Here is a 19,125-nt window from a genome sequence, read left to right on the forward strand (position 1 = left end):
ACCCGAGCGGATCCGGCCTGCACCGCCGGCGGGACGAGCCGGGACGACCTCCCGGGGGAGTTCAGTCGAGCAGGTCGTGGAGCACGACGACCTGCTCGCGCTCCGGACCGACGCCGATGGCCGAGAAGCGGGCGCCGCTCATCGCCTCGAGCGCGCGGACGTAGTCCTGCGCCGCCTGGGGCAGGTCGGCGAACTCGCGGCAGCCCGAGATGTCCTCCTGCCAGCCGGGGAACTCCTCGTAGATCGGCTTCGCGTGGTGGAAGTCGCTCTGCGAGACGGGCACCTCGTCGTGGCGGACGCCGTCGACGTCGTAGGCGACGCAGACCGGGATCGTCTCGAGGCCCGAGAGCACATCGAGCTTGGTGAGGACGAAGTCGGTGACGCCGTTGATGCGCGCCGAGTAGCGGGCGATCGGAGCGTCGTACCAGCCGCAGCGGCGGGGGCGGCCCGTGGTGGTGCCGAACTCGAAGCCCTGCTTGCGGAGGTACTCGCCCCACTCGTCGAAGAGCTCGGTCGGGAAGGGGCCTGCGCCGACGCGGGTCGTGTACGCCTTGATGACGGCGATGACGCGCTCGATGCGGTTGGGGGCGACTCCGGAGCCGGTGGCCGCGCCTCCGGAGGTCGCGTTCGAGGAGGTGACGAACGGGTAGGTGCCGTGGTCGACGTCGAGCATGGTCGCCTGGCCGGCCTCGAACAGCACGGTCTTGCCGGCGTCGAGCGCCTGGGCGAGCACGAGGGAGGTGTCGGCGACCATCGGCCGGAGGCGCTCGGTGTACTGCAGCAGGTCCTCGAGCACCTGCTCGACGAGGATCGCGCGGCGGTTGTAGACCTTCACCAGCAGGTGGTTCTTCTGGTCGAGGGCGCCCTCGACCTTCTGGCGCAGGATGTTCTCGTCGAACAGGTCCTGGATGCGGATGCCGACGCGGTTGATCTTGTCGGCGTACGCCGGGCCGATGCCGCGGCCGGTGGTGCCGATCTGGCGCTTGCCGAGGAAGCGCTCCGTCACCTTGTCGAGGGTGCGGTGGTAGCTCGTGATGACGTGCGCGTTGGCGCTGACGAGCAGCTTCGACACGTCGACCCCGCGTGCGCTGAGCGCCTCGAGCTCGTGGAAGAGCACCTCGATGTCGACGACGACGCCGTTCGCGATGACGGGCACGACTCCGGGGGTCAGGATGCCGGAGGGCAGCAGGTGCAGGGCGTACTTCTCGTCGCCCACCACGACCGTGTGGCCGGCGTTGTTGCCGCCGTTGAACTTGACGACGTAGTCCACGCGGCTGCCGAGGAGGTCGGTCGCGCGTCCCTTGCCCTCGTCGCCCCACTGGGCGCCGATGATGACGATTGCTGGCATGGCGTGTCCTTCGCTGTGGGCGGAGTCGGGGTTCGCCGAGCCTCGGCGGGCCGGCCGGGCATCGGATGCCGCATCCGCGCGGCCAGCCGATCGATTCTAGCGGAGAGGCGGTGAGGGCGGCCGGAGCCCTCCATCGTCGAGCAATGCTCTCGAACCCGAAACGACTCGTTCACACGGAGCGCATAGGTTCGAGAGCGTTCACACTCCACCCATCACGCGAACAGGAATCCGATGCGCTCACTCCGCGCTGCAAGCCTCCTCGCCGTTCTCGCCGTAGGGGCCGCCACCGTCGCCCCCACCGCGACCGCGGCCACCCTCGACGACGGCGTCGAGCTGACCCTGGTGTCGACCACCGACGTCCACGGTCACGTCTACAACTGGGACTACTTCGCGAACGCCCCGTACGAGGGCGAGGACACCCTCGGACTCACGCGCGTCGCGACCGAGGTCGACCGCCTCCGCGCCGAGAAGGGCGACGAGTCGGTCCTCGTCTTCGACAACGGCGACGCCATCCAGGGCACGCCGCTCACCTACTACTACGGACTCGGCGACGGAGCCGCGGGCGTCCTCGCCGACGAGACGACGCATCCGATGGCCACCGCCTTCAACACCATCGGCTACGACGCCCAGGTGGTCGGCAACCACGAGTACAACTACGGGCTCGACATGCTCAGCGCCTACGAGGGCGACCTGGAGGCCCCGCTGCTGGGCGCCAACGTCGTCGAGGTCGCGACCGGCGAGCCCTACCACAAGCCCTACGAGCTGATCGAGCGCGAGATCGACGGCGAGACCGTCACGATCGGCGTCCTCGGGCTCGTCACCCCCGGCGTCCGCGTCTGGGACAAGCAGTACGTCGACGGCGTGCTCGAGTTCCAGGACATGGTCGAGGCAGCGAAGCAGTGGGTCCCGGAGGTGCAGGAGCAGGCCGACGTGGTCGTCGTCCTCGCGCACACCGGCCAGGGCACGGTCGCCGACGCCGACTACGACCCGGCGGACCTCAACGAGGACGTCGTCAACAACATCGCGACGCAGGTGCCCGGCATCGACGTCGTCGTCGCGGGCCACAGCCACCAGGACGTGCCGCAGACGCTCTACACGAACGTCGCCGGTGAGCAGGTGCTCGTGACCCAGCCCTACTACTGGGCGCAGGGGCTCACCGAGGTGACCCTGAACCTGGTGCCCGACACCGCCGGCGACCTGCAGGTCGACTGGTCGGAGGGATCCGCTCCGGTCGCGAAGCCCGTCTACGCGCGCGACATCCCCGAGGAGTCGACCGCCGTGCTCGACGCGCTCGCCGAGCAGCACGCCACGACGATCGACTACGTCAACACTCCGGTCGCCGAGTCGGTGGAGGAGCTCTCGGCCGAGACCTCGCGCTACGAGGACACCCCGATCATCGACTTCATCAACAATGTCCAGGCCGAGACCGTCGACACGGCGCTCGAGGGCACGGAGTGGGCCGACGTCCCGGTGATCTCGCAGGCGTCGCCGTTCTCGCGGACGGCGGTCTTCCCGAAGGGGCAGGTCACGATCCGCGACATCGCCGGTCTGTACATCTACGAGAACACCCTCCGCGGAGTCGAGATGACGGGCGCCCAGGTGCGCGAGTACCTCGAGTTCTCGGCCCTCTACTTCAACCAGGTCGCCCCGGGTGCCGTCTTCGACCCGGCCACGGGCACGAACGCCGTCACGCCGGACCGCCCGACGGGCACCCCGGACTACAACTACGACGCGCTGTCGGGTGTGGACTACGTGATCGACATCTCGCAGCCCGCCGGCTCGCGCATCCGCGATCTCGCGCACCCCGACGGCACGCCGGTCGCCGATGACGACGTCTTCGTGATGGCCGTCAACAACTACCGTCAGAGCGGCGGAGGCGGCTACCCGGCCGTCGCCGAGGCACCGGTCGTCTACGACGAGCTGCAGGAGATCCGCCAGCTGCTCATCGACTGGGCGAGCGCGCGCGGCGTGATCGACAAGGCCGACTTCTACGACGAGAACTGGTCGCTGACGACGGTCGCAGCCGAGGCGCCGGCCGAGCCGGGTGCGCCCGTCACGCCCGTCACGCCGACGGACCAGCCCACGGCCGCTCCGTCGTCGACGGCCACCGCGGTCCCGGTCGCCGGGGGCTCGCACTCCGGCCCGCTCGCGAACACCGGTGTCGAGTCGGGGGCTCTCCTCGGCGGGGCGCTGCTGCTGCTCCTGTCGGGAGCCGCGCTGCTGATCGTGCGACGCCGCCGCACCGCCTAGCGGCCGCGCCTCCGGAGCACCTCCGGCTCGCAGGAACCCGTTCGGCTCGCAGGATCCTCGTGATCCTGCGAGCCGAACGGCGTTTCACGAGCCCGAGCTGCGCGACGACTCGCGCCGACGGCCCTCGACTCGCAGAATCCGGGTCGGCTCGCGGGATCCGGCGGTTCTCACGAGCCGAACGCGGTTCAGCGAGCCGGACGTGCGTCAGGAGGTGCGACCCGCTCGGTCTCCGTCCGCGTGGGGACGGGGCCGTAGCCGTCGCGCACGACGGTGACGACGGCCGCGGCGACCGCCCACGCGATCAGGGCGGCGATGACGATGAGGAAGACCACGGCGAACTCCTTGGGATCCGAGCGCTCTCTGCGCCGGGATCGACGATCCGCGTAGGACCCCCTGGCGCACATCGGGCGATCGCCCTATCCCCTCCGGACCGCGCCGGAGCAGCGATCGCGGGCTGTCGAGCACCGATCGGAGGGCCCTCCTCCGCCGACCGCACGCGCCGGGAGCGCCCCGCCCCCCTCCGACCCCGCTCCGCCTCAGCCCCGCGCCCCGCCGACAGCTCCGGGATAGGGCGACCGCCCGATGTCCCCGGCCCTCCCCGCACGCGAGCCTCTCCTCATCGCTTCGACGAGAGGACAGACATGATGCTCAGCGAGTACTCCTTCCCCGCCCTTCTGGAGGATCGGGAGCGCCGCCTCGACCGGGACGCCGAGATCGAGCGGCGGCGCCGGGAGCGCGCACCCCGACGCCCCGCGCGGCGCCTGCCCGTGCTGCTCCGCTTGCTCAGCCGCACTGTGCACGCCCGCGCCTGAGCGTGCGCGGACCGTTCCGGTCGGCGACCCGCGGGAAACCGACACGGTCCCCGCCACGCCCCCGTCCGTGTCGGGCGTCGGTGGCAGCATGATGCCCATGCCCCTCCCGCTCGCGCCGACCGCCCTCGTGGGCCGCGACGACGACCTGGCGGCGCTGCGTCGGGCCTACGAGCGGATGCTCGTCGACGGCACGCGCACCGTCGTGGTGGGTGGCGAGGCGGGCATCGGCAAGAGCCGGCTCGTGGCCGAGTTCGTGCAGCGGCTGCCGCGCGAGGCGCTCGTGCTGCGCGGCCAGTGCGTCGATCTCGACCGGGACGCCCCTCCCTACGCTCCGATCACCGCACCGCTGCGCGAGCTGGCGCGCAGCCTGGGCGCCGACGAGCTCGCCGCGCTGGCGGGTCCTTCGATCGAGGGGCTGCGCATCCTGCTGCCGGAGCTGCCCTCGAGCGGGGAGCCGGCCGCCGCCGCCCCGCCCGTCCTCGAGGCCGTCACGGTCGCGCTCGAGGCCGCGTCGCGCCTCCGCCCGATCGTGCTGGTCGTCGAGGATCTGCACTGGGTCGACCCGGCGACGATCGGGGTCCTGCGCTTCCTGGTGCGCGTCGCGACCGCCGGGCGGATCCTCGTGGTCCTCACCTTCCGGAGCGATCAGCTGCGCCGCGGCGATCCACTGCGGGCCTGGCTCCCCGAGCTCGAGCGGAGCGACCGGGTGCAGCGGCGCGAGCTCTCGCGGCTCGACCGGCACGATGTCGAGGCCATGGTCGCCTCCCTCCGCGGTGCCGCGGTCGCCCCGCGCGACCTCGCCCTCGTGGTCGAGCGCACCGAGGGGGTGCCGTTCTTCGTCGAGGAGTTCGCGCGCGCCGAGGCGTCGACGGTGCCCGACTGCTACCCGGAGTCGCTGCGCGACGTCCTCCTCGCCCGCTACGACGGGCTGAGCGAGCCCACGCAGAAGATCCTGCGCACGCTCTCGGCGGGCGGGACCTGCGTCGAGCACGACCTGATCACCGTGGTCCACGGCGACGCCGAGGCCGTCGAGACGGCCGCGCGCGAGGCGATCGCCGGCGGGGTGCTGGTCGTCGACGGCAGCAGCTACAGCTTCCGGCACGCCCTCGTCCGCGACGCCATCCACGACGAGCTGCTGCCCGGCGAGCGGGTCCGCGCGCACACCTGCTACGCCGACGCGCTCGAGGCCAGGGGCCCGGCCGCCGCCTCCGAGATCTCGTACCACTGGATGGCCGCGCACGACTCCGAGCGGGCCTTCGCCGCCTCGCTCCGCGCCATGGCGCACGCCCGCGCCTCCTTCGCCCACGCCCTCGCCGCGCGCATGGGCGAGCGCGCCCTCGAGCTGTGGGAGCAGGTGCCCGCCGACGCGCACGGGCGCGATCGCGCCGATCTCCTCGGCTCGACCGCCCACCACTTCCGCGACGCGGGCGAGAGCGAGCGGGCGATCGCGCTCGTCGACGAGGCGCTCGCGATCGAGGGGCTCGACGCGCCGCGCCGCGCGACGCTCCTGCGCGACAAGGCGTCCTACCTCGCGAACCTCGGGCAGGTCGGCTCCGTCGCCCTGCTGCGCGAGGCGCTCGCGCTCCTCGGCGGTCCCGCGGAGCCGAGCGTGCTGCGCGCCCGCATCCTCGGCGAGCTCGCCGCGCGGCTGATGCTCGAGGCCGATCTCGACGAGGCCGTCGCCGTCGCCGACCTGGCCGAGGTGGAGGCCGAGTCGGTCGGTTCGCACGGTCGGAGGAGCGTGGCCGTCAACATCCGCGGCACGGCGCTCGTCGAGCTCGGCCGGGTCGACGAGGGACTCGCTCAGCTCGAGCTCGCGGGTGCTCTCGCGGGCGATGACGACTCCGCCCGCCTGCGCTACTGGCTCAACCTGTCCGACGCCCTCTCGCTCGTCGGGCGGTTCCGCGAGGCGGTCGCCGCGGCCGAGGAGGGCGCCGAGCACGCCCGGCGCCACGGGGTCTCGCGCACCCTCGGCGCGATGCTGATGGCGAACGCGGCCGACGCCCTCGCCTCGGTCGGAGAGTGGCGGCGCGCCGAGGAGCTCCTCGACCGGGCGCTCGAGCTCGACGCCCCGCTCGGCTTCGCCGCGCACCTGCAGCGCCGGAAGCTCTGGACCGTGCTCTGGCGCGGAGATCCGCAGGAGGCGGCGACCCTGCTCGCGCGGTGGCGGCAGCCCCTCAGCCGCCAGCTGCGCACGGAGCGGCACTCGCTCGTCGGCCTCGCGAAGGTGGCCGGCGCGATCGCGCTCGAGACCGGCGACGTCGGAGCCGCGTGGGCCGAGGTCCGCGACGCGATCGGTCCCGAGCACCGTCCGCTCCCCTCCGCCGATCTCCTCCTGCTCGTGGTCGTGGCCCGCATCGTGGCCACGGCTCGGCGCGAGGGGCTGGCGCTCCTCGACCGCGAGGGCCGCCCCGTCGACGCGGAGGCGCGAGTGCGCGCGATCCTCGCCACCGCCTCCGCGTGGCCGACCGCGCCCGCGTTCGTCGCGGTGATCGAGGCCGAGCTCGGCGGCGCCTCCCGGACGGGCGACGACCCCGCGGCGTGGGCTGCCGCCGCCGCGGCCAACGAGGTGCCGACCGCGCTGGTGCACCTGCTGCCCTACTCGCGGCTCCGCCTCGCCGAGGCCCTCGCCGCGGTCGGGCGGCGCGAGGAGGCGGAGCGGGAGGCGCGTGCGGCCTGCGCCGTCGCCGAGAACGCGGGGCTCGGGCTCCTCATCGACGCGGTGAGCCGGTTCGAGCGCCGGCTCGGCCGTGGCGAGGTCCCGGGAGCGATCGCTCCGCACGGCATCTCCCCGCTCACCGACCGCGAGCGCCAGGTGCTCGCGCTGGTGGCGCAGGGGCTCGGCAACCGCGCGATCGCCGACGAGCTCTTCATCAGCGTGAAGACGGCGAGCGTGCACGTGTCGAACATCCTCCGCAAGCTCGGCGCGGCGACCCGCACCGAGGCGGCCTACCTGGCGCGGGAGTCCGCGGGGAGCTGAGCGCGGACCTGCGGTGCGCCGCTCCGGCTCGTCGGACCCCTCGGCGCGTCAAACCGGCTTCGGCTCGTGGAACACGGTTCGGCTCGTCGAAACCGACGATTTTCGCGAGCCGAACCGGTTTTCACGAGCCGGAGGTGCCCAGACCAGGCCCGGGAACCCTCGCTCGGCTCGTCGAACGAGATTCGGCTCGTCGAATCGGCCGGATCCTGGGAGCCGAACCGCGTTTCGCGAGCCGAACGTCGTTCTGCGAGCCGGAGGCGCCCGGATCGGGCGCTCAGCCCCGGGCTCGGCGCCGCCGCTCCCGCCAGGCCGAGAACGCGCCCGTCGACCAGAGCGCCCACACCACGAGCAGCGGCTGGAAGACCAGCCGGATCGCGCGCGCCGCGTCCGTCTCGAGACCGAAGGCCGGCGTGCGCGTCACCAGCTGCGAGATGTTCCCCGGGAACACCGCGACGAAGAACGCGGCGACCACGACTCCGACGACCACCCGCCACCGCGCCAGGAGCACGAGCGAGAGCCCGAGCGCGATCTCGACCACCCCCGACGCGACGACCACGAAGTCGGGATCGAGCGGCAGCCACGGCGGCACCTGCGCCTGGAAGGACTGCCGGGCGAAGCTCAGGTGACCGACGCCGGCCGTCACGAGGACGACACCCAGGAGGATCCGGGCGATCGTGCGCGGGACGGAGCGGCGTCCGCCGGCGCGGGAGGTGCGGTCGGTCATCGCTCCAGTCTGCGCTCGCGGCGCGCTCCCGACGGCCCGCTCGCGCCCGGACGCGCTGTGCGGCGCTGCCCCGTATCCTCGATACCGCCCCGTCCGCAGACCGCGAATCGAGACCCATGACCACCCTGCCCCGCCTGATGGCCTTCGACCTCGACGACACCCTCGCCGCCTCGAAGTCCCCGATCGACCCCGAGATGGCCGACCTCTTCGTGCGGCTGCTCCGGGCCACCGAGGTCTGCATCATCTCCGGCGGGCAGATCGCGCAGTTCCGGATGCAGGTCCTCGACCGCCTCGGCGACGCCGACCCCGCGGTCCTCGCCAGGCTCCACCTGATGCCGACCTGCGGCACCCAGTACTACCGCTACGACAACGGCGAGTGGAAGCAGATCTACGCCGAGAACCTCACCGACGACGAGAAGGCCCGCGCGCTCGCGGCCGTCGAGGAGAAGGCGAAGGAGCTCGGCTACTGGGAGTCCGAGACCTGGGGCCCGATCCTCGAGGACCGCGACTCCCAGATCACCTTCTCGGCGCTCGGCCAGGCCGCGCCCGTGCCCGTCAAGCAGGCGTGGGACCCGGACGGCGTCAAGAAGAACACCCTGCGCGAGGCCGTCCAGGCCGTGCTGCCCGACCTCGAGGTGCGCTCCGGCGGCTCCACCTCGGTCGACATCACCCGCAAGGGCATCGACAAGGCCTACGGGATGAACAAGCTGACCGAGCTCACCGGCATCCCCCTCGACGAGATGATCTTCGTCGGCGACCGCCTCGACCCCGACGGCAACGACTACCCCGTCAAGGCGATGGGCGTCGAGTGCTTCGCGGTCGAGGGCTGGCACGACACCGCCGCCTACCTCCGCTCCTACGGCATCTGACCCGCCGAGACGGTCGAGACCGCCCGCTCCGGCAGGCCGTCTCGACCGTTCCGCGTATCAGGGCCACGACGCAGGTGACTGCGGGCGGGCACCGCTCTAGCATCGGAGGCATCCACCCGCGGATGCCCACGCGACGTCCGCTCCACCTCGAGCACGACGGAGAAGCGACATGGGCACGATGGACGACATGATGAAGACGATGCCGATGACGGGCAGCGCGACGATGGACATGACGGCGATGCAGGCCTGCATCGACGCGTGCTCGGCCTGCATGCAGGCGTGCACGATGTGCTCCGACGCGATGGCCGGCATGGAGGGCATGGGCCGCTGCGCCTCGATGTGCGCGAGCTGCGCCGACATGTGCACCACCATGATGCGGATGATGATGCGTCCGATGAGCATGGACGCGATGACGATGCGCCCGATGCTCGAGGCGTGCATCGCGATGTGCCGTGCCTGCATGGAGGAGTGCGCGAGTCACGCCGAGATGAGCGAGACCTGCCGCCTCAGTGCGATGGCCTGCGAGGACTGCATGAAGGCCTGCGAGGCGATGCTCGCCTCGATGGCCAGCGCCTGATCAGCACCTGACTCTCAGCGCGCGACGCTGATCAGCCGATCTCCTGCCGCGAGCACTCCGTAGCGCTCGTGCAGCGAGACCGGTGCGCCCGCGGCGAGCGCCGCCTCCGCGTGGTGCCAGACCCGGATCGTCGCGCCCGACTCCCAGGCGACGAGGTCGATCCAGCCGTCCTCGTCGACGGAGGCGACCAGCGCGTCCGTCCAGCCGCTCGGAGTCGCGCGCGCCAGCCGGAGCTGCAGCGCGCCGAGTCCGTGGCCGGCGCGGTCGTGCACGCACATCCCGCCGCGCTCGCAGGCGGTCTCGACCGTGGTCTGCAGGCGGGTGGGGGTGGACATCGCGGGACCTCTCGTCGGGGGTGTTCGTCGCAGCCACGCTAGGCGCGCGCCTCCGCGGGTGCACCTGCACCCGTCACACGCCGCAATACGCCTCAGCCGTCGTCGTCGAGCGAGCCGCTCGCCGTCCCGTCGAGGGTCAGGCGGAGGCGCTTCGGCAGCTTCGCGACGATGATGGCGTGCGATTCGGTCACCAGCTCGAGGAGCAGGCCCTCGTCGACCCGCCCGCCGCAGTCCACGGTCACCCAGTGCCGCTTGTCGAGGTGGTACCCGGGCTCGACCCCGTCGACCCCCGCCACCAGGTGCACCACGTTCTCGGGCAGCGCCTTCACGCTCACGACGGGCCGGCCGAAGCGCTCCGACTGGAGCGCGAACACCTTGCCGCCGACCTTCCAGACCAGGATCTCCGGACCGAAGGGATGGCTCGCCTCGGCACCGGGCAGCTCGTTCAGGAGGGTCTCCAGAGGGTCCATCGCCCCATTCTGCTGGCCGCGGCCGATTCCGGAGCGGTCGGTAGACTCGTCGGGTCGTCCGAGCAGCCAGTGGAGCGTCCTCCGCTTTCGGCCGGCCAGGAATCGGACCCGACGATGTCAGACCCCCAGGCTCCTCCGCGCTCGGCGCTCCCGCCCTCTGCTCTGCGTCGGGCGACCGGTCGCTACGCGCAGGCGTTCGCGATCCCCGGCTCGCTCGCGTTCTCCTCCTCCGGCTGGATCGGCCGGTTCCCCAAGGGCAGCCTCGCGATCGGCGTGCTGGTCATGGTGACGAACGTCTCGGGCAGCTACGCCCTGGGCGGCGCCGTCTCGGGCACGCTCACCCTCTCGCTCGCGGCGGCCGGCCCGCTCTGGTCGAGGGTGATGGACCGCTGGGGCCAGCGCCGTGCGCTCGCCCTGTCGCTCCCGCTGCTGGTCGCCGCCTCCCTCGGACTCGTCGCCGCCGTCCTGCTCGGCGCGCCGGTCTGGACCTGGTTCGCGCTCGCCGTCGTCGCCGGCGTCTCGGTCATCGACATCGGCTCCGCCGTCCGCTCGCGCTGGAGCGCCGCGACCTCCGACCCGGGCCTTCGCCACACGGCCTACTCGGTCGAGTCCGTCGCCGACGAGGCGGCCTTCGTCGTCGCGCCGCCGGTCGTGACCCTGCTCGCCACCCTGGTGCACCCGGCCGCCGGAGTCGTCGTCGGCCTCGGCATCGGGGTCGTCGGAGGCGTCGCGCTGCTCGCGCAGGTCGGCACGCAGCCGCCGCTCGCGACCGCGCCGGCCGATCGCACGCGGGAACGGGTCCGCCTCCCCCTCGCGCTGGCCGGCATCGTCGCGGTGTTCGCCGCGATCGGCGGCGTGTTCGGCTCGTTCAACGTCGCCGCGATCGCGACGGCGGAGGCGGCGGGCGCCGAGGCCGCGTCGGGCCTCCTCCTGTCGGCCTACAGCATCGGCAGTGTGCTGACCGGTGTCGTCGTCGGAGCCGCGCACCTGCCCGGCACCCCGCGCTCCCGCTTCGTCGTCGCGGGCCTCGTCTTCGGAGTCGTCGTCCCCGTCCTGCTGCTGGCCGGCTCGCTGCCCGTCCTCGCCGCCCTGGCCTTCGTCGCGGGCCTCGCGACGTCGCCGCTCCTCATCACCGGTTCGAGCCTCGTCGAGACGATCTCGCCGCGCCGCCGCCTGACCGAGGCTCTCGCCTGGCCCCCCACCGGCCTCGCCCTGGGCGTCACCGCCGGCTCCGCCCTGAGCGGCCTCGCCGTCGAGTCCGCCGGCCCCCAGTCCGGCTTCACCGTCACCGCCTCCGCCGCCGCCCTCGGCGCCCTCCTGGCCCTCGCCACCGCCCTCGCCCTGCGCGCTAGCCCCCTCTCCACCGCACGCTGACCCCCTCCGCCCGCACAACAAAGGCTGAGCCGCCCGATCCCCCCGATTCCCGGAGGTTCCGCCGCCTCAGCCTCGGTCGTGCGGCCAGAACCCGCCCGACGCCGACGCCGCACCCCACACCCGCTCGCGCCGAAGGCGCGGCCCTCCGACACCAGCTCGCGCCGAAGGCGCGGCCCTCTGACGCTTGCTCGCGCCCAAGGCGCGGCCCCCTGGCACCTGCTCGCGCTGAAAGCGCGGCTCGCTCACACCTGCTCGCGCTGAAAGCGCGGCCCTCTGACACCTGCTCGCGCTGAAAGCGCGGCTGCTGACCGCTCGTGCCGAAGGCACGGCCCCCCTCACCCCTGCAGGAGTGCTGATTAGCCTCCGGTTGCGGTGATCGCAAGGCGGAGGAGGAAGTCGTAGCGGAGCTACGACGCCCGACGACAACGCCGCGAGCGCCGTGACCGGAGGCTAATCAGCCCCGAGGATGACTATGGCGGCGGTGGGGGGAAGCGCATCCTCGTGGTACCGCTCGATCTCGGGGATCGCGCGGGGGTCGGCCTGGTCGAGGAAGCCGGTGAGGCGGTCGACCTCGTCGGTCTCGCCGATCGATTCGGCGGCACGGCGGAGGGCGTAGAGGGCGAGGAGGAATCCGCGGTTGGGTCCGTGGCGCCAGGGGATCGGGCCCTGGCCCCGCCAGCCGGCGGTGCGGAGCAGGTCGAGGCCGCGGTGGTAGCCGACGCGCGCGTAGGCGTAGGACGGCAGCGCGGCGTCGATGCCCCAGACGCTGTCGGCGAGCAGTGCCCAGGCGAGGGGGGAGCGCGGGTGGGCCGCGGCGAGCGCGGCGAACTCGACGGCTCCGGGGCTCGCGTGCTTGGCGAGCGCCGCGGTCACCGCGGGCTCGTCCGGGAGGAGGGTCGGTTCGGGGCCCAGCAGGTTCTCGCCACTCATGCCCCCAGGCTATCCCGCTCCTCCTGTGCCGTCCCGGGGAGCCGCCGGGAGGGGTCGAGGTGAGCGGGCGCGGATAGCATCGATCCCATGGCGACTGATCGCAAGGATGTCGAGTGCTGGCTCACCGACATGGACGGCGTGCTGGTGCACGAGAACAAGGCGCTCCCCGGTGCGCCCGAGCTGATCCAGGAGTGGACGGAGTCGGGGGTCCCGTTCCTGGTGCTCACCAACAACTCGATCTTCACTCCGCGTGATCTCGCGGCGCGGCTCCGGGCGTCGGGGCTGCACGTCCCGGAGGAGCGGATCTGGACGAGCGCGCTCGCGACGGCCGACTTCTGCGCGTCGCAGATCCCGGGCGGCAGCGCCTTCGTCATCGGCGAGGCGGGCATCACGACGGCCCTGCACGAGGCCGGCTTCATCATGACCGAGACGGCGCCCGACTACGTCGTCGTCGGCGAGACCCGCAACTACAGCTTCGAGGCGATCACGAAGGCGATCCGCCTCATCGTCAACGGCGCTCGCTTCATCGTGACGAACCCGGATGCGACCGGTCCGAGCGCCGAGGGCGTGATGCCCGCGACCGGGGCGATCGCCGCGCTGATCACCAAGGCGACGGGCAAGGATCCGTACGTCGTCGGCAAGCCGAACCCGATGATGTTCCGCTCCGCGATGAACAAGATCGGTGCGCACAGCGAGAACACCGGCATGATCGGCGACCGGATGGACACCGACATCATCGCGGGCATCGAGGCCGGCCTGCACACGGTCCTGGTGCTGACGGGCATCAGCGATCGCGCCGAGATGGAGCGCTACCCGTTCCGCCCCGACGAGGTGCTCAGCGGTGTGCACGAGATGCTCTCGGCGGAGCCGCTCGAGTCGGAGTTCCCGCCGGACGAGGTCGTCTGAGCCCACCTGCTGAAAGCCGGTGAGGGAACCCCGGCGTCGGGGCCCCCTGGGGTCAGGGCGCGAAGCGGACGTGCTGCAGCACCCAGGCGTGCATCGCGACGGCGGCCGCGGCCGACGCGTTGATCGAGCGGGTCGAGCCGAACTGCGAGATCTCGAGGACGGCGTCGGACGCGGCGAGCGCCTCCGGCGACAGCCCCGGCCCCTCCTGGCCGAACAGCAGCAGGCACCGCTCGGGCAGCGCGTAGGTCTCGAGGGGCACGCACCCCGGGACGTTGTCGATCGCGATCAGCGGCACCGCCGCCTCCGCCGCCCACTGCGCGAGCTCGGCCACCGTCTCGTGGTGCTGCACGTGCTGGTAGCGGTCGGTCACCATTGCACCGCGCTTGTTCCAGCGGCGGCGGCCGACGATGTGCACGCTCTCGGCCCCGAACGCATTGGCGCTGCGGACGATCGAGCCGATGTTCATGTCGTGCTGCCAGTTCTCGATGGCCACGTGGAACGGGTGCCGGGTGCGGTCGAGCTCGGCGACGATCGCCTCCATCCGCCAGTAGCGGAAGCGGTCGACGACGTTGCGCGAGTCGCCGTTCGCGAGCAGCTCGGGGTCGAGTCGCTCGTCGCTCGGCCACTCGCCGCGCCAGGGGCCGACGCCGTTCGTCGTCGCCTCGACGGAGGCGGAGGGCGCGGCGGCCTCGGTCGGTGCGATGTCCTCGTCCACGAACGGCAACCCTACAAGCCGTGCGGCACGGAGCCGCCCGGTGAGGGGCTGCGCGGTCAGGCGGAGGGGGTCCCGTCGAGCGTTCCGATGAGCTCGCCGCCGCCGGCGCGATCGACGAAGCAGTAGTAGCTGCGCTCTCCGGCGTCCCACTGCTCCTGGGTGACGGGGAAGGCGCCCGACACCTGGACGTCGCCGTACGCCTCGGCGCCGGTCACGTCGACCACTCCCTCGGCCTGGCAGATCGAGGCGACCGAGACGGCGAGCGCCTCCTGCCCGGGGAAGGCGGCGTCGGTCAGCTGCCCGGTGTCGACCATCTCGGCCGAGTGGGCCGCGGTGCAGTCGACGACGGTGAACTCCTCGGCCCAGACCGAGTCGAAGGGCTGCAGGCACTCGCCGCCGAGCAGGGCGTTCCACGACCAGGTGCCCGCCGGCAGGGGCCCGATGGTCGGGAGCTCGGCGGTCGGAGCGGCAGAAGGCTCGGCCGCGGGGGCCTCGGAGGCGGGATCGGTCGCGGCGGGGGCGGGCGCCGCGGCTCCGTCGGAGCGCTCGCCGGCCGAGCCGACGGCGATGCCCAGGGCGACCAGCGCGGCGAGGACGATGATCACGCCGACCGCGATCAGGCCGATCAGGAGGCGGCGGCGGCCCGCCGCGCGCTCGGGCGACAGGGACGAGATGCTCGCCGCGGGGGCGGTGCGCGGAGGACGGGGCTCCTTCACGGCACGCGGCGCCTTCGGGGCGCGCGGCTCCTTCGCGGGGCGCGGCTCCTTCGCGGGGCGAGGCTCCTTCGCGGGGCGAGGCTCACGGGGGGCGCGCGGCTCCGTCGGGGCGATCGGCTCCTTCGGGGTGCGCGTCCTGTCGGAGCGCAGTCCCCAGCTCCGCGGCTCCTTCGCGCCGGACGCGTTCACGTGATCGGAGGCGGGCGCCGTGCGGAAGGGCGCGTCCGACGACGTCGGGGCGGCGGCGGGCTCCGAGGCGGCGGCCCCGTCGGCGCGCTGCTCGTCGTCCTCGGCGGTCGGCTCGAGGTTCCAGGCGTAGGCGCCGGCGGTCTCGCGCCAGAGCTCCTCGTCTCCGCCGTCGTCGTCGGGCTCCTCACGGGGAGCGACGACCTCCTCCCAGACGGGAGGCGCGTCCCAGCCGCCGCGAGGGTCGGGCCAGTGGTAGACGGCGTCGGAGGCGACGGCGTCCGACTCCGCCGGATCGCGCGGTGCGGGCGGAGTGGCGCCCTGCGGGCGGTCGTCGCGTCGGCGCGCCTCGGCCCGGAGGCGCGGGGGTGCGGTCGGCAGGTCGCGCGGCGGCTCGGCGACGGGCAGCGGCTGCGCGGCGACGGGCAGCGGCTGCGCGGGAGGTGCGGAGGTGGGGGCCTGCTGGTCTCGGCGCGCATCGGGGCGCGCAGACGGCACCGCGGGCGACTGCTCGTCGGGAGCCGACGGGGAGCGCTCCTCGGCCTGCGGCGGCGTCGTCGGCTCGGGGGCCACGGGCTCAGGCGTGACCGGCCCGGGAGCCACCGGCTCGCGCGTGACCGGCCCGGCAGCCACCGGCTCGGGAGCCGCGGGCTCGGGAGCCGTGGGCTCAGGTGCGACGGATTCGGGCGCCACCGGCTCGCGCTCGATCGGCGCCCGCTCCGCCGGGGTCCACTCCGAACGGCCGTCGGTGGTCGAGCTCTCCGGCCGCGGCGCGGAAGCGCCGGCGACGGGCGCCGCTGCGGAGTCGTCGGTGGCAGGGACCACGGGCGCGGCGGCCGCGGGTGCCTCGTCGGCGGAGTCGGCATCCGCGGCGGGCGGCGCGGCATGCGGAGGATCGACACGGAGCGGCTCGGCCGGCCAGACGGCGGAGGCGACGGGCCGCGCTGCGGTCGCGGCGGGCGCCTCCTCGGCGGGGCCGTCGGCATCGCTCGGAGCGGCTCCCTCGCCGTCCACGGTCACCTCGGCGCTCGGCTCGGACGCCTCGGTCCGTGAGACCTCCGAGGTCGCGCTCGACGAGCCATCGGACCCCGGCGCCACCGAGCTCTCGTCGCCCGAGTCGTCGGCGGGCGGGCTGATCGGCTGGGTCGGCCGCTGTCGGGGTGCGTCGAAGATGCTCTTCAGACGCCCGTCGCTCAGCTGCTGCAGGAGCCAGTCGCTCCCGCCCGTCGGTCGCTCGGAGTCCTTCGGGCGGTCCGCTCTCCCCGACTCGTCGCCCTCGCGACCGCGCTCGTCGACCATCAGCTCAGGCCGAGGTCGGCCAGCCCGATCGCGGCGAAGTAGGGGTAGCCGGCGCCCTCGATGATCTCGCGCGCTCCGGTCGCGCGGTCGACGACGACCGCGACTCCGGCGATCTCGGCGCCGACCTTCAGGAGCGCCTCGATGGCGGCGAGCGGCGAGCCGCCGGTGGTGGAGGTGTCCTCGACGACCACGACGCGCTTGCCCGCGAGGTCGGGGCCCTCGACCTGGCGGCCGCGGCCGTGGTCCTTCGGCTCCTTGCGCACGACGAAGGCGTCGTACGAGAGGCCGCGCGCGACTCCCTGGTGCAGGATCGCGGAGGCGATCGGGTCGGCACCCATGGTGAGGCCGCCGACGGCGTCGACGCGCTCGATCGGCGCGATGAGGTCGAGCATGACCTGGCCGATCAGCGGAGCGACCCGGTGGTCGAGGCTGACGCGCCGCAGATCGACGTAGTAGCTCGCCTTCTTGCCGCTCGTCAGGGTGAAGTCCCCGTGGAAGACGGCGTCGGAGCCGATGTACTCGATGAGCTTCTGGCGTGCGTCGTTCACGCGTCCACTCTAGGGTGCGTTCCCCCCGCCGCCCGGGAGGGCGGCCGCTGCCTTCTCGGCGCCGCCCGGGAGCCCCGCCGCTGCAGCCGGAGCGCCGGCCTCGTCGCCTCCGCCGCGGAACTGCGTCATGTAGAGGTCGTAGTAGGCGCCCCGGCGCTCGAGCAGCGCCTCGTGCGCACCCTGCTCGACGATGCGGCCCGACTCCATCACGAGGATCGTGTCGGCGTCGCGGATCGTCGAGAGGCGGTGCGCGATGACGAACGAGGTGCGGTCGGTGCGCAGGGCGTTCATCGCGTGCTGGACGAGCAGCTCGGTGCGGGTGTCGACCGACGAGGTCGCCTCGTCGAGGATCAGCAGCGACGGGTTGGCCAGGAAGGCGCGGGCGATCGTGATCAGCTGGCGCTCTCCGGCCGACACGCTGCCGCCGTCGGCGTCGAGGACGGTGTCGTAGCCCTCGGGCAGCTGCTGCACGAAGCGGTCGACCATCGTGGCGCGCGCGGCGTCGGCGATCTCGTCGTCGGTGGCGTCGAGGCGGCCGTAGCGGATGTTCTCGCGGATCGTTCCCTGGAAGAGCCAGGCGTCCTGCAGCACCATGCCCACGCGCGAGCGCAGGTCGCCGCGGGCGAGCCGCGTGATGTCCACTCCGTCGAGGAGGATGCGGCCGCCGGTGAGCTCGTAGAAGCGCATCACCAGGTTGACCAGCGTGGTCTTGCCGGCGCCCGTCGGGCCGACGATCGCGACCGTCTGCCCGGGCTGCGCCGAGAAGGTGAGGCCCTCGATGAGGGGCTGCTCGGGGTCGTACGAGAACGAGACGTCCTCGAACTCGACGTGGCCGTCGGTGCGCTCGGGCAGCGACTCCGTGGCGGTCTCGGGGTCCTGCTCGTCGGCGTCGAGCAGCTCGAAGGTGCGCTCGGCCGAGGCCACACCCGACTGCAGCATGTTGGCCATGCTGGCGAGCTGGGTGACGGGCTGGGTGAACTCGCGGGAGTACTGGATGAAGGCCGTCGCGTCACCCAGGGTCAGCTGGCCGGACGCGACGCGCAGGCCGCCGACGACCGCGATCAGCACGTAGGAGAGGTAGGACACGAAGGTCATCGCGGGCATGATCATGCCCGAGACGAACTGCGCGCCGAACGAGGCGCTGTAGAGGCTGTCGTTGCGGCGGTCGAACTCCTCGAGCATCTCGCGGTCGCGGCCGAAGGCGCGGACGATCTCGAGGCCCGAGAAGGTCTCCTCGATGTGGCCGTTGAGCGCTCCGGTGTTCTTCCACTGCGCCGCGAAGAGCTTCTGCGAGCGGGCGCCGATGACGCCGGCGATGACACCTGAGAGCGGGATCGAGATCAGCGCGATCAGCGCGAGCTGCCACGAGACGATGAACATCATCGCCGCGATGCCGATGATGGTGAGGACGGACTGCACGAGCTGCGAGAACGCCTGCTGCAGGGCGGTCTGGATGTTGTCGACGTCGTTGGTGACGCGCGACATCACGTCGCCGCGCTGGCGGGTGTCGAAGTAGCGCAGCGGGAGCCGGTTGAGCTTGGCCTCGATGTCCTGGCGGAGCCCGTAGACGACGCGCATCACCAGCCCGTTGAGGATGAACCCCTGCGCCCACATCAGCACGGAGGCCACGACGTACATCAGCAGCACGATGATGATCAGGCGCCCGAGCACGACGAAGTCGATGCCCTGACCGGGGACGATGTCGGTCTTGGAGAGCATGTCGGCGAAGGTGCCGTTGCCCGACGCCCTCTGCTGCTCGATGATCTGCTCGAGCGGGACTCCGGCGGGGAGCTGCGCGCCGATGACGCCGTTGAAGATGGTGTCCATCGCCTGCCCGAGGATCTTCGGGGCGATGACGGTGAGGACGACCGAGGCCGACACCAGGGCGACCACGACGATCATCCGCGCCCGCTCGGGGCCGAGGAGGCTGAAGAGCCGCTTGGCGGACGGCCAGAAGTGCTGGGCCTTGCGGGCGGGCGGGCCGTCGCCGAACATCCCGCCGTCACCCTCGCCGGGCTCGAACTCGGGCTCGAGGGACTCCTGCTCGGCAGGCTTCTCGTCGACGGTGTCGCGTACGCGTGCCATC

The 19,125-nt window shown here is 72.8% G+C and carries 17 protein-coding genes; 7 read left to right on the forward strand and 10 right to left on the reverse strand.

Annotated features, from left to right (window positions below; all coding sequences use genetic code 11):
• Positions 1-61: 61 nt before the first annotated feature.
• Positions 62-1,348 (reverse strand): adenylosuccinate synthase, encoded by a 1,287-nt coding sequence (locus tag GRS92_RS09855; RefSeq protein ID WP_159855753.1) that lies wholly within the window; start codon positions 1,346-1,348, stop codon positions 62-64.
• Positions 1,349-1,579: 231 nt separating this feature from the next.
• Between GRS92_RS09855 and GRS92_RS09860 the strand changes: the two genes are divergently transcribed.
• Positions 1,580-3,598, forward strand: a complete 2,019-nt coding sequence (locus GRS92_RS09860; protein WP_159855755.1) for a bifunctional metallophosphatase/5'-nucleotidase — start codon at positions 1,580-1,582, stop codon at positions 3,596-3,598.
• A 185-nt stretch (positions 3,599-3,783) separates the two neighbouring features.
• Here the strand turns inward: GRS92_RS09860 and GRS92_RS18855 are convergent, their stop codons facing one another.
• Positions 3,784-3,930: a hypothetical protein gene (locus tag GRS92_RS18855; protein ID WP_204162381.1), complete on the reverse strand. Its 147-nt coding sequence runs from the start codon at positions 3,928-3,930 to the stop codon at positions 3,784-3,786.
• A 309-nt stretch (positions 3,931-4,239) separates the two neighbouring features.
• Between GRS92_RS18855 and GRS92_RS09865 the strand changes: the two genes are divergently transcribed.
• Positions 4,240-4,410, forward strand: a complete 171-nt coding sequence (locus tag GRS92_RS09865) for a hypothetical protein (RefSeq protein ID WP_159855757.1) — start codon at positions 4,240-4,242, stop codon at positions 4,408-4,410.
• Positions 4,411-4,507: 97 nt separating this feature from the next.
• A complete protein-coding gene (locus tag GRS92_RS09870) occupies positions 4,508-7,390 on the forward strand; it encodes a helix-turn-helix transcriptional regulator (RefSeq protein ID WP_159855759.1) in 2,883 nt (960 codons plus the stop codon).
• A gap of 274 nt (positions 7,391-7,664) precedes the next feature.
• On the opposite strand, the gene GRS92_RS09875 is transcribed toward GRS92_RS09870, so the two are convergent.
• Positions 7,665-8,114, reverse strand: coding sequence for a DoxX family protein (locus GRS92_RS09875; RefSeq protein WP_159855761.1), 450 nt, complete (start codon positions 8,112-8,114; stop codon positions 7,665-7,667).
• 116 nt (positions 8,115-8,230) lie between these two features.
• On the opposite strand from GRS92_RS09875, the gene GRS92_RS09880 reads away from it, so the two are divergent.
• Both GRS92_RS09880 and GRS92_RS09885 read left to right on the forward strand, forming a co-directional pair.
• Entirely contained in the window at positions 8,231-8,983 is a 753-nt protein-coding gene (locus GRS92_RS09880) for an HAD-IIB family hydrolase (protein ID WP_159855763.1), read from the forward strand.
• A 169-nt stretch (positions 8,984-9,152) separates the two neighbouring features.
• Complete coding sequence (locus GRS92_RS09885; protein WP_159855765.1) at positions 9,153-9,560, forward strand: four-helix bundle copper-binding protein; 408 nt, start codon at positions 9,153-9,155, stop codon at positions 9,558-9,560.
• Positions 9,561-9,574: 14 nt separating this feature from the next.
• Here the strand turns inward: GRS92_RS09885 and GRS92_RS09890 are convergent, their stop codons facing one another.
• Together GRS92_RS09890 and GRS92_RS09895 are read right to left on the reverse strand one after the other, a co-directional pair.
• The gene (locus GRS92_RS09890; RefSeq protein ID WP_235021919.1) at positions 9,575-9,895 is read right to left on the reverse strand and encodes a hypothetical protein; all 321 of its coding nucleotides are present in this window, start codon (positions 9,893-9,895) and stop codon (positions 9,575-9,577) included.
• 92 nt (positions 9,896-9,987) lie between these two features.
• Positions 9,988-10,365, reverse strand: a complete 378-nt coding sequence (locus tag GRS92_RS09895) for an MmcQ/YjbR family DNA-binding protein (protein ID WP_159855767.1) — start codon at positions 10,363-10,365, stop codon at positions 9,988-9,990.
• A 114-nt stretch (positions 10,366-10,479) separates the two neighbouring features.
• Here GRS92_RS09895 and GRS92_RS09900 point away from each other — a divergent pair, with 114 nt between their 5' ends.
• A complete protein-coding gene (locus GRS92_RS09900; protein WP_159855769.1) occupies positions 10,480-11,739 on the forward strand; it encodes an MFS transporter in 1,260 nt (419 codons plus the stop codon).
• 450 nt (positions 11,740-12,189) lie between these two features.
• Here the strand turns inward: GRS92_RS09900 and GRS92_RS09905 are convergent, their stop codons facing one another.
• Positions 12,190-12,669: a DUF3151 domain-containing protein gene (locus tag GRS92_RS09905; protein ID WP_159855771.1), complete on the reverse strand. Its 480-nt coding sequence runs from the start codon at positions 12,667-12,669 to the stop codon at positions 12,190-12,192.
• 87 nt (positions 12,670-12,756) lie between these two features.
• Here GRS92_RS09905 and GRS92_RS09910 point away from each other — a divergent pair, with 87 nt between their 5' ends.
• The gene (locus GRS92_RS09910) at positions 12,757-13,575 is read left to right on the forward strand and encodes an HAD-IIA family hydrolase (protein ID WP_159855773.1); all 819 of its coding nucleotides are present in this window, start codon (positions 12,757-12,759) and stop codon (positions 13,573-13,575) included.
• Positions 13,576-13,627: 52 nt separating this feature from the next.
• On the opposite strand, the gene GRS92_RS09915 is transcribed toward GRS92_RS09910, so the two are convergent.
• The 4 genes from GRS92_RS09915 to GRS92_RS09930 are packed head-to-tail and all read right to left on the reverse strand — an operon-like array spanning position 13,628 to position 19,124.
• Complete coding sequence (locus GRS92_RS09915) at positions 13,628-14,290, reverse strand: TrmH family RNA methyltransferase (RefSeq protein ID WP_235021921.1); 663 nt, start codon at positions 14,288-14,290, stop codon at positions 13,628-13,630.
• 56 nt (positions 14,291-14,346) lie between these two features.
• Positions 14,347-16,491 carry a septum formation family protein gene (locus GRS92_RS09920; RefSeq protein ID WP_159855775.1) on the reverse strand — a complete coding sequence of 715 codons (2,145 nt, stop codon included), beginning with the start codon at positions 16,489-16,491 and terminating at the stop codon, positions 14,347-14,349.
• The gene (gene pyrE, locus GRS92_RS09925) at positions 16,491-17,039 is read right to left on the reverse strand and encodes an orotate phosphoribosyltransferase (RefSeq protein WP_159855777.1); all 549 of its coding nucleotides are present in this window, start codon (positions 17,037-17,039) and stop codon (positions 16,491-16,493) included. The genes GRS92_RS09920 and pyrE overlap by 1 nt, the downstream gene beginning before the upstream one ends.
• A 9-nt stretch (positions 17,040-17,048) precedes the next feature.
• Complete coding sequence (locus GRS92_RS09930) at positions 17,049-19,124, reverse strand: ABC transporter ATP-binding protein (RefSeq protein ID WP_159855779.1); 2,076 nt, start codon at positions 19,122-19,124, stop codon at positions 17,049-17,051.
• Position 19,125: the final 1 nt, after the last annotated feature.

The sequence above is a fragment of the Rathayibacter sp. VKM Ac-2754 genome (assembly GCF_009807095.1).
GTDB lineage: Bacteria > Actinomycetota > Actinomycetes > Actinomycetales > Microbacteriaceae > Rathayibacter.

Bases quoted from the DNA above. Each gene is read 5' to 3' on its own strand.
- GRS92_RS09870 (WP_159855759.1), top strand. From the start codon at position 4,508: ATGCCCCTCCCGCTCGCGCCGACCGCCCTCGTGGGCCGCGACGACGAC.
- GRS92_RS09895 (WP_159855767.1), bottom strand. From the start codon at position 10,365: ATGGACCCTCTGGAGACCCTCCTGAACGAGCTGCCCGGTGCCGAGGCG.
- GRS92_RS09860 (WP_159855755.1), top strand. From the start codon at position 1,580: ATGCGCTCACTCCGCGCTGCAAGCCTCCTCGCCGTTCTCGCCGTAGGG.
- GRS92_RS09910 (WP_159855773.1), top strand. From the start codon at position 12,757: ATGGCGACTGATCGCAAGGATGTCGAGTGCTGGCTCACCGACATGGAC.
- GRS92_RS09885 (WP_159855765.1), top strand. From the start codon at position 9,153: ATGGGCACGATGGACGACATGATGAAGACGATGCCGATGACGGGCAGC.
- GRS92_RS09875 (WP_159855761.1), bottom strand. From the start codon at position 8,114: ATGACCGACCGCACCTCCCGCGCCGGCGGACGCCGCTCCGTCCCGCGC.
- GRS92_RS09855 (WP_159855753.1), bottom strand. From the start codon at position 1,348: ATGCCAGCAATCGTCATCATCGGCGCCCAGTGGGGCGACGAGGGCAAG.
- GRS92_RS09900 (WP_159855769.1), top strand. From the start codon at position 10,480: ATGTCAGACCCCCAGGCTCCTCCGCGCTCGGCGCTCCCGCCCTCTGCT.
- GRS92_RS09920 (WP_159855775.1), bottom strand. From the start codon at position 16,491: ATGGTCGACGAGCGCGGTCGCGAGGGCGACGAGTCGGGGAGAGCGGAC.
- GRS92_RS09880 (WP_159855763.1), top strand. From the start codon at position 8,231: ATGACCACCCTGCCCCGCCTGATGGCCTTCGACCTCGACGACACCCTC.
- GRS92_RS09890 (WP_235021919.1), bottom strand. From the start codon at position 9,895: ATGTCCACCCCCACCCGCCTGCAGACCACGGTCGAGACCGCCTGCGAG.
- GRS92_RS09905 (WP_159855771.1), bottom strand. From the start codon at position 12,669: ATGAGTGGCGAGAACCTGCTGGGCCCCGAACCGACCCTCCTCCCGGAC.
- GRS92_RS09865 (WP_159855757.1), top strand. From the start codon at position 4,240: ATGATGCTCAGCGAGTACTCCTTCCCCGCCCTTCTGGAGGATCGGGAG.
- GRS92_RS09930 (WP_159855779.1), bottom strand. From the start codon at position 19,124: ATGGCACGCGTACGCGACACCGTCGACGAGAAGCCTGCCGAGCAGGAG.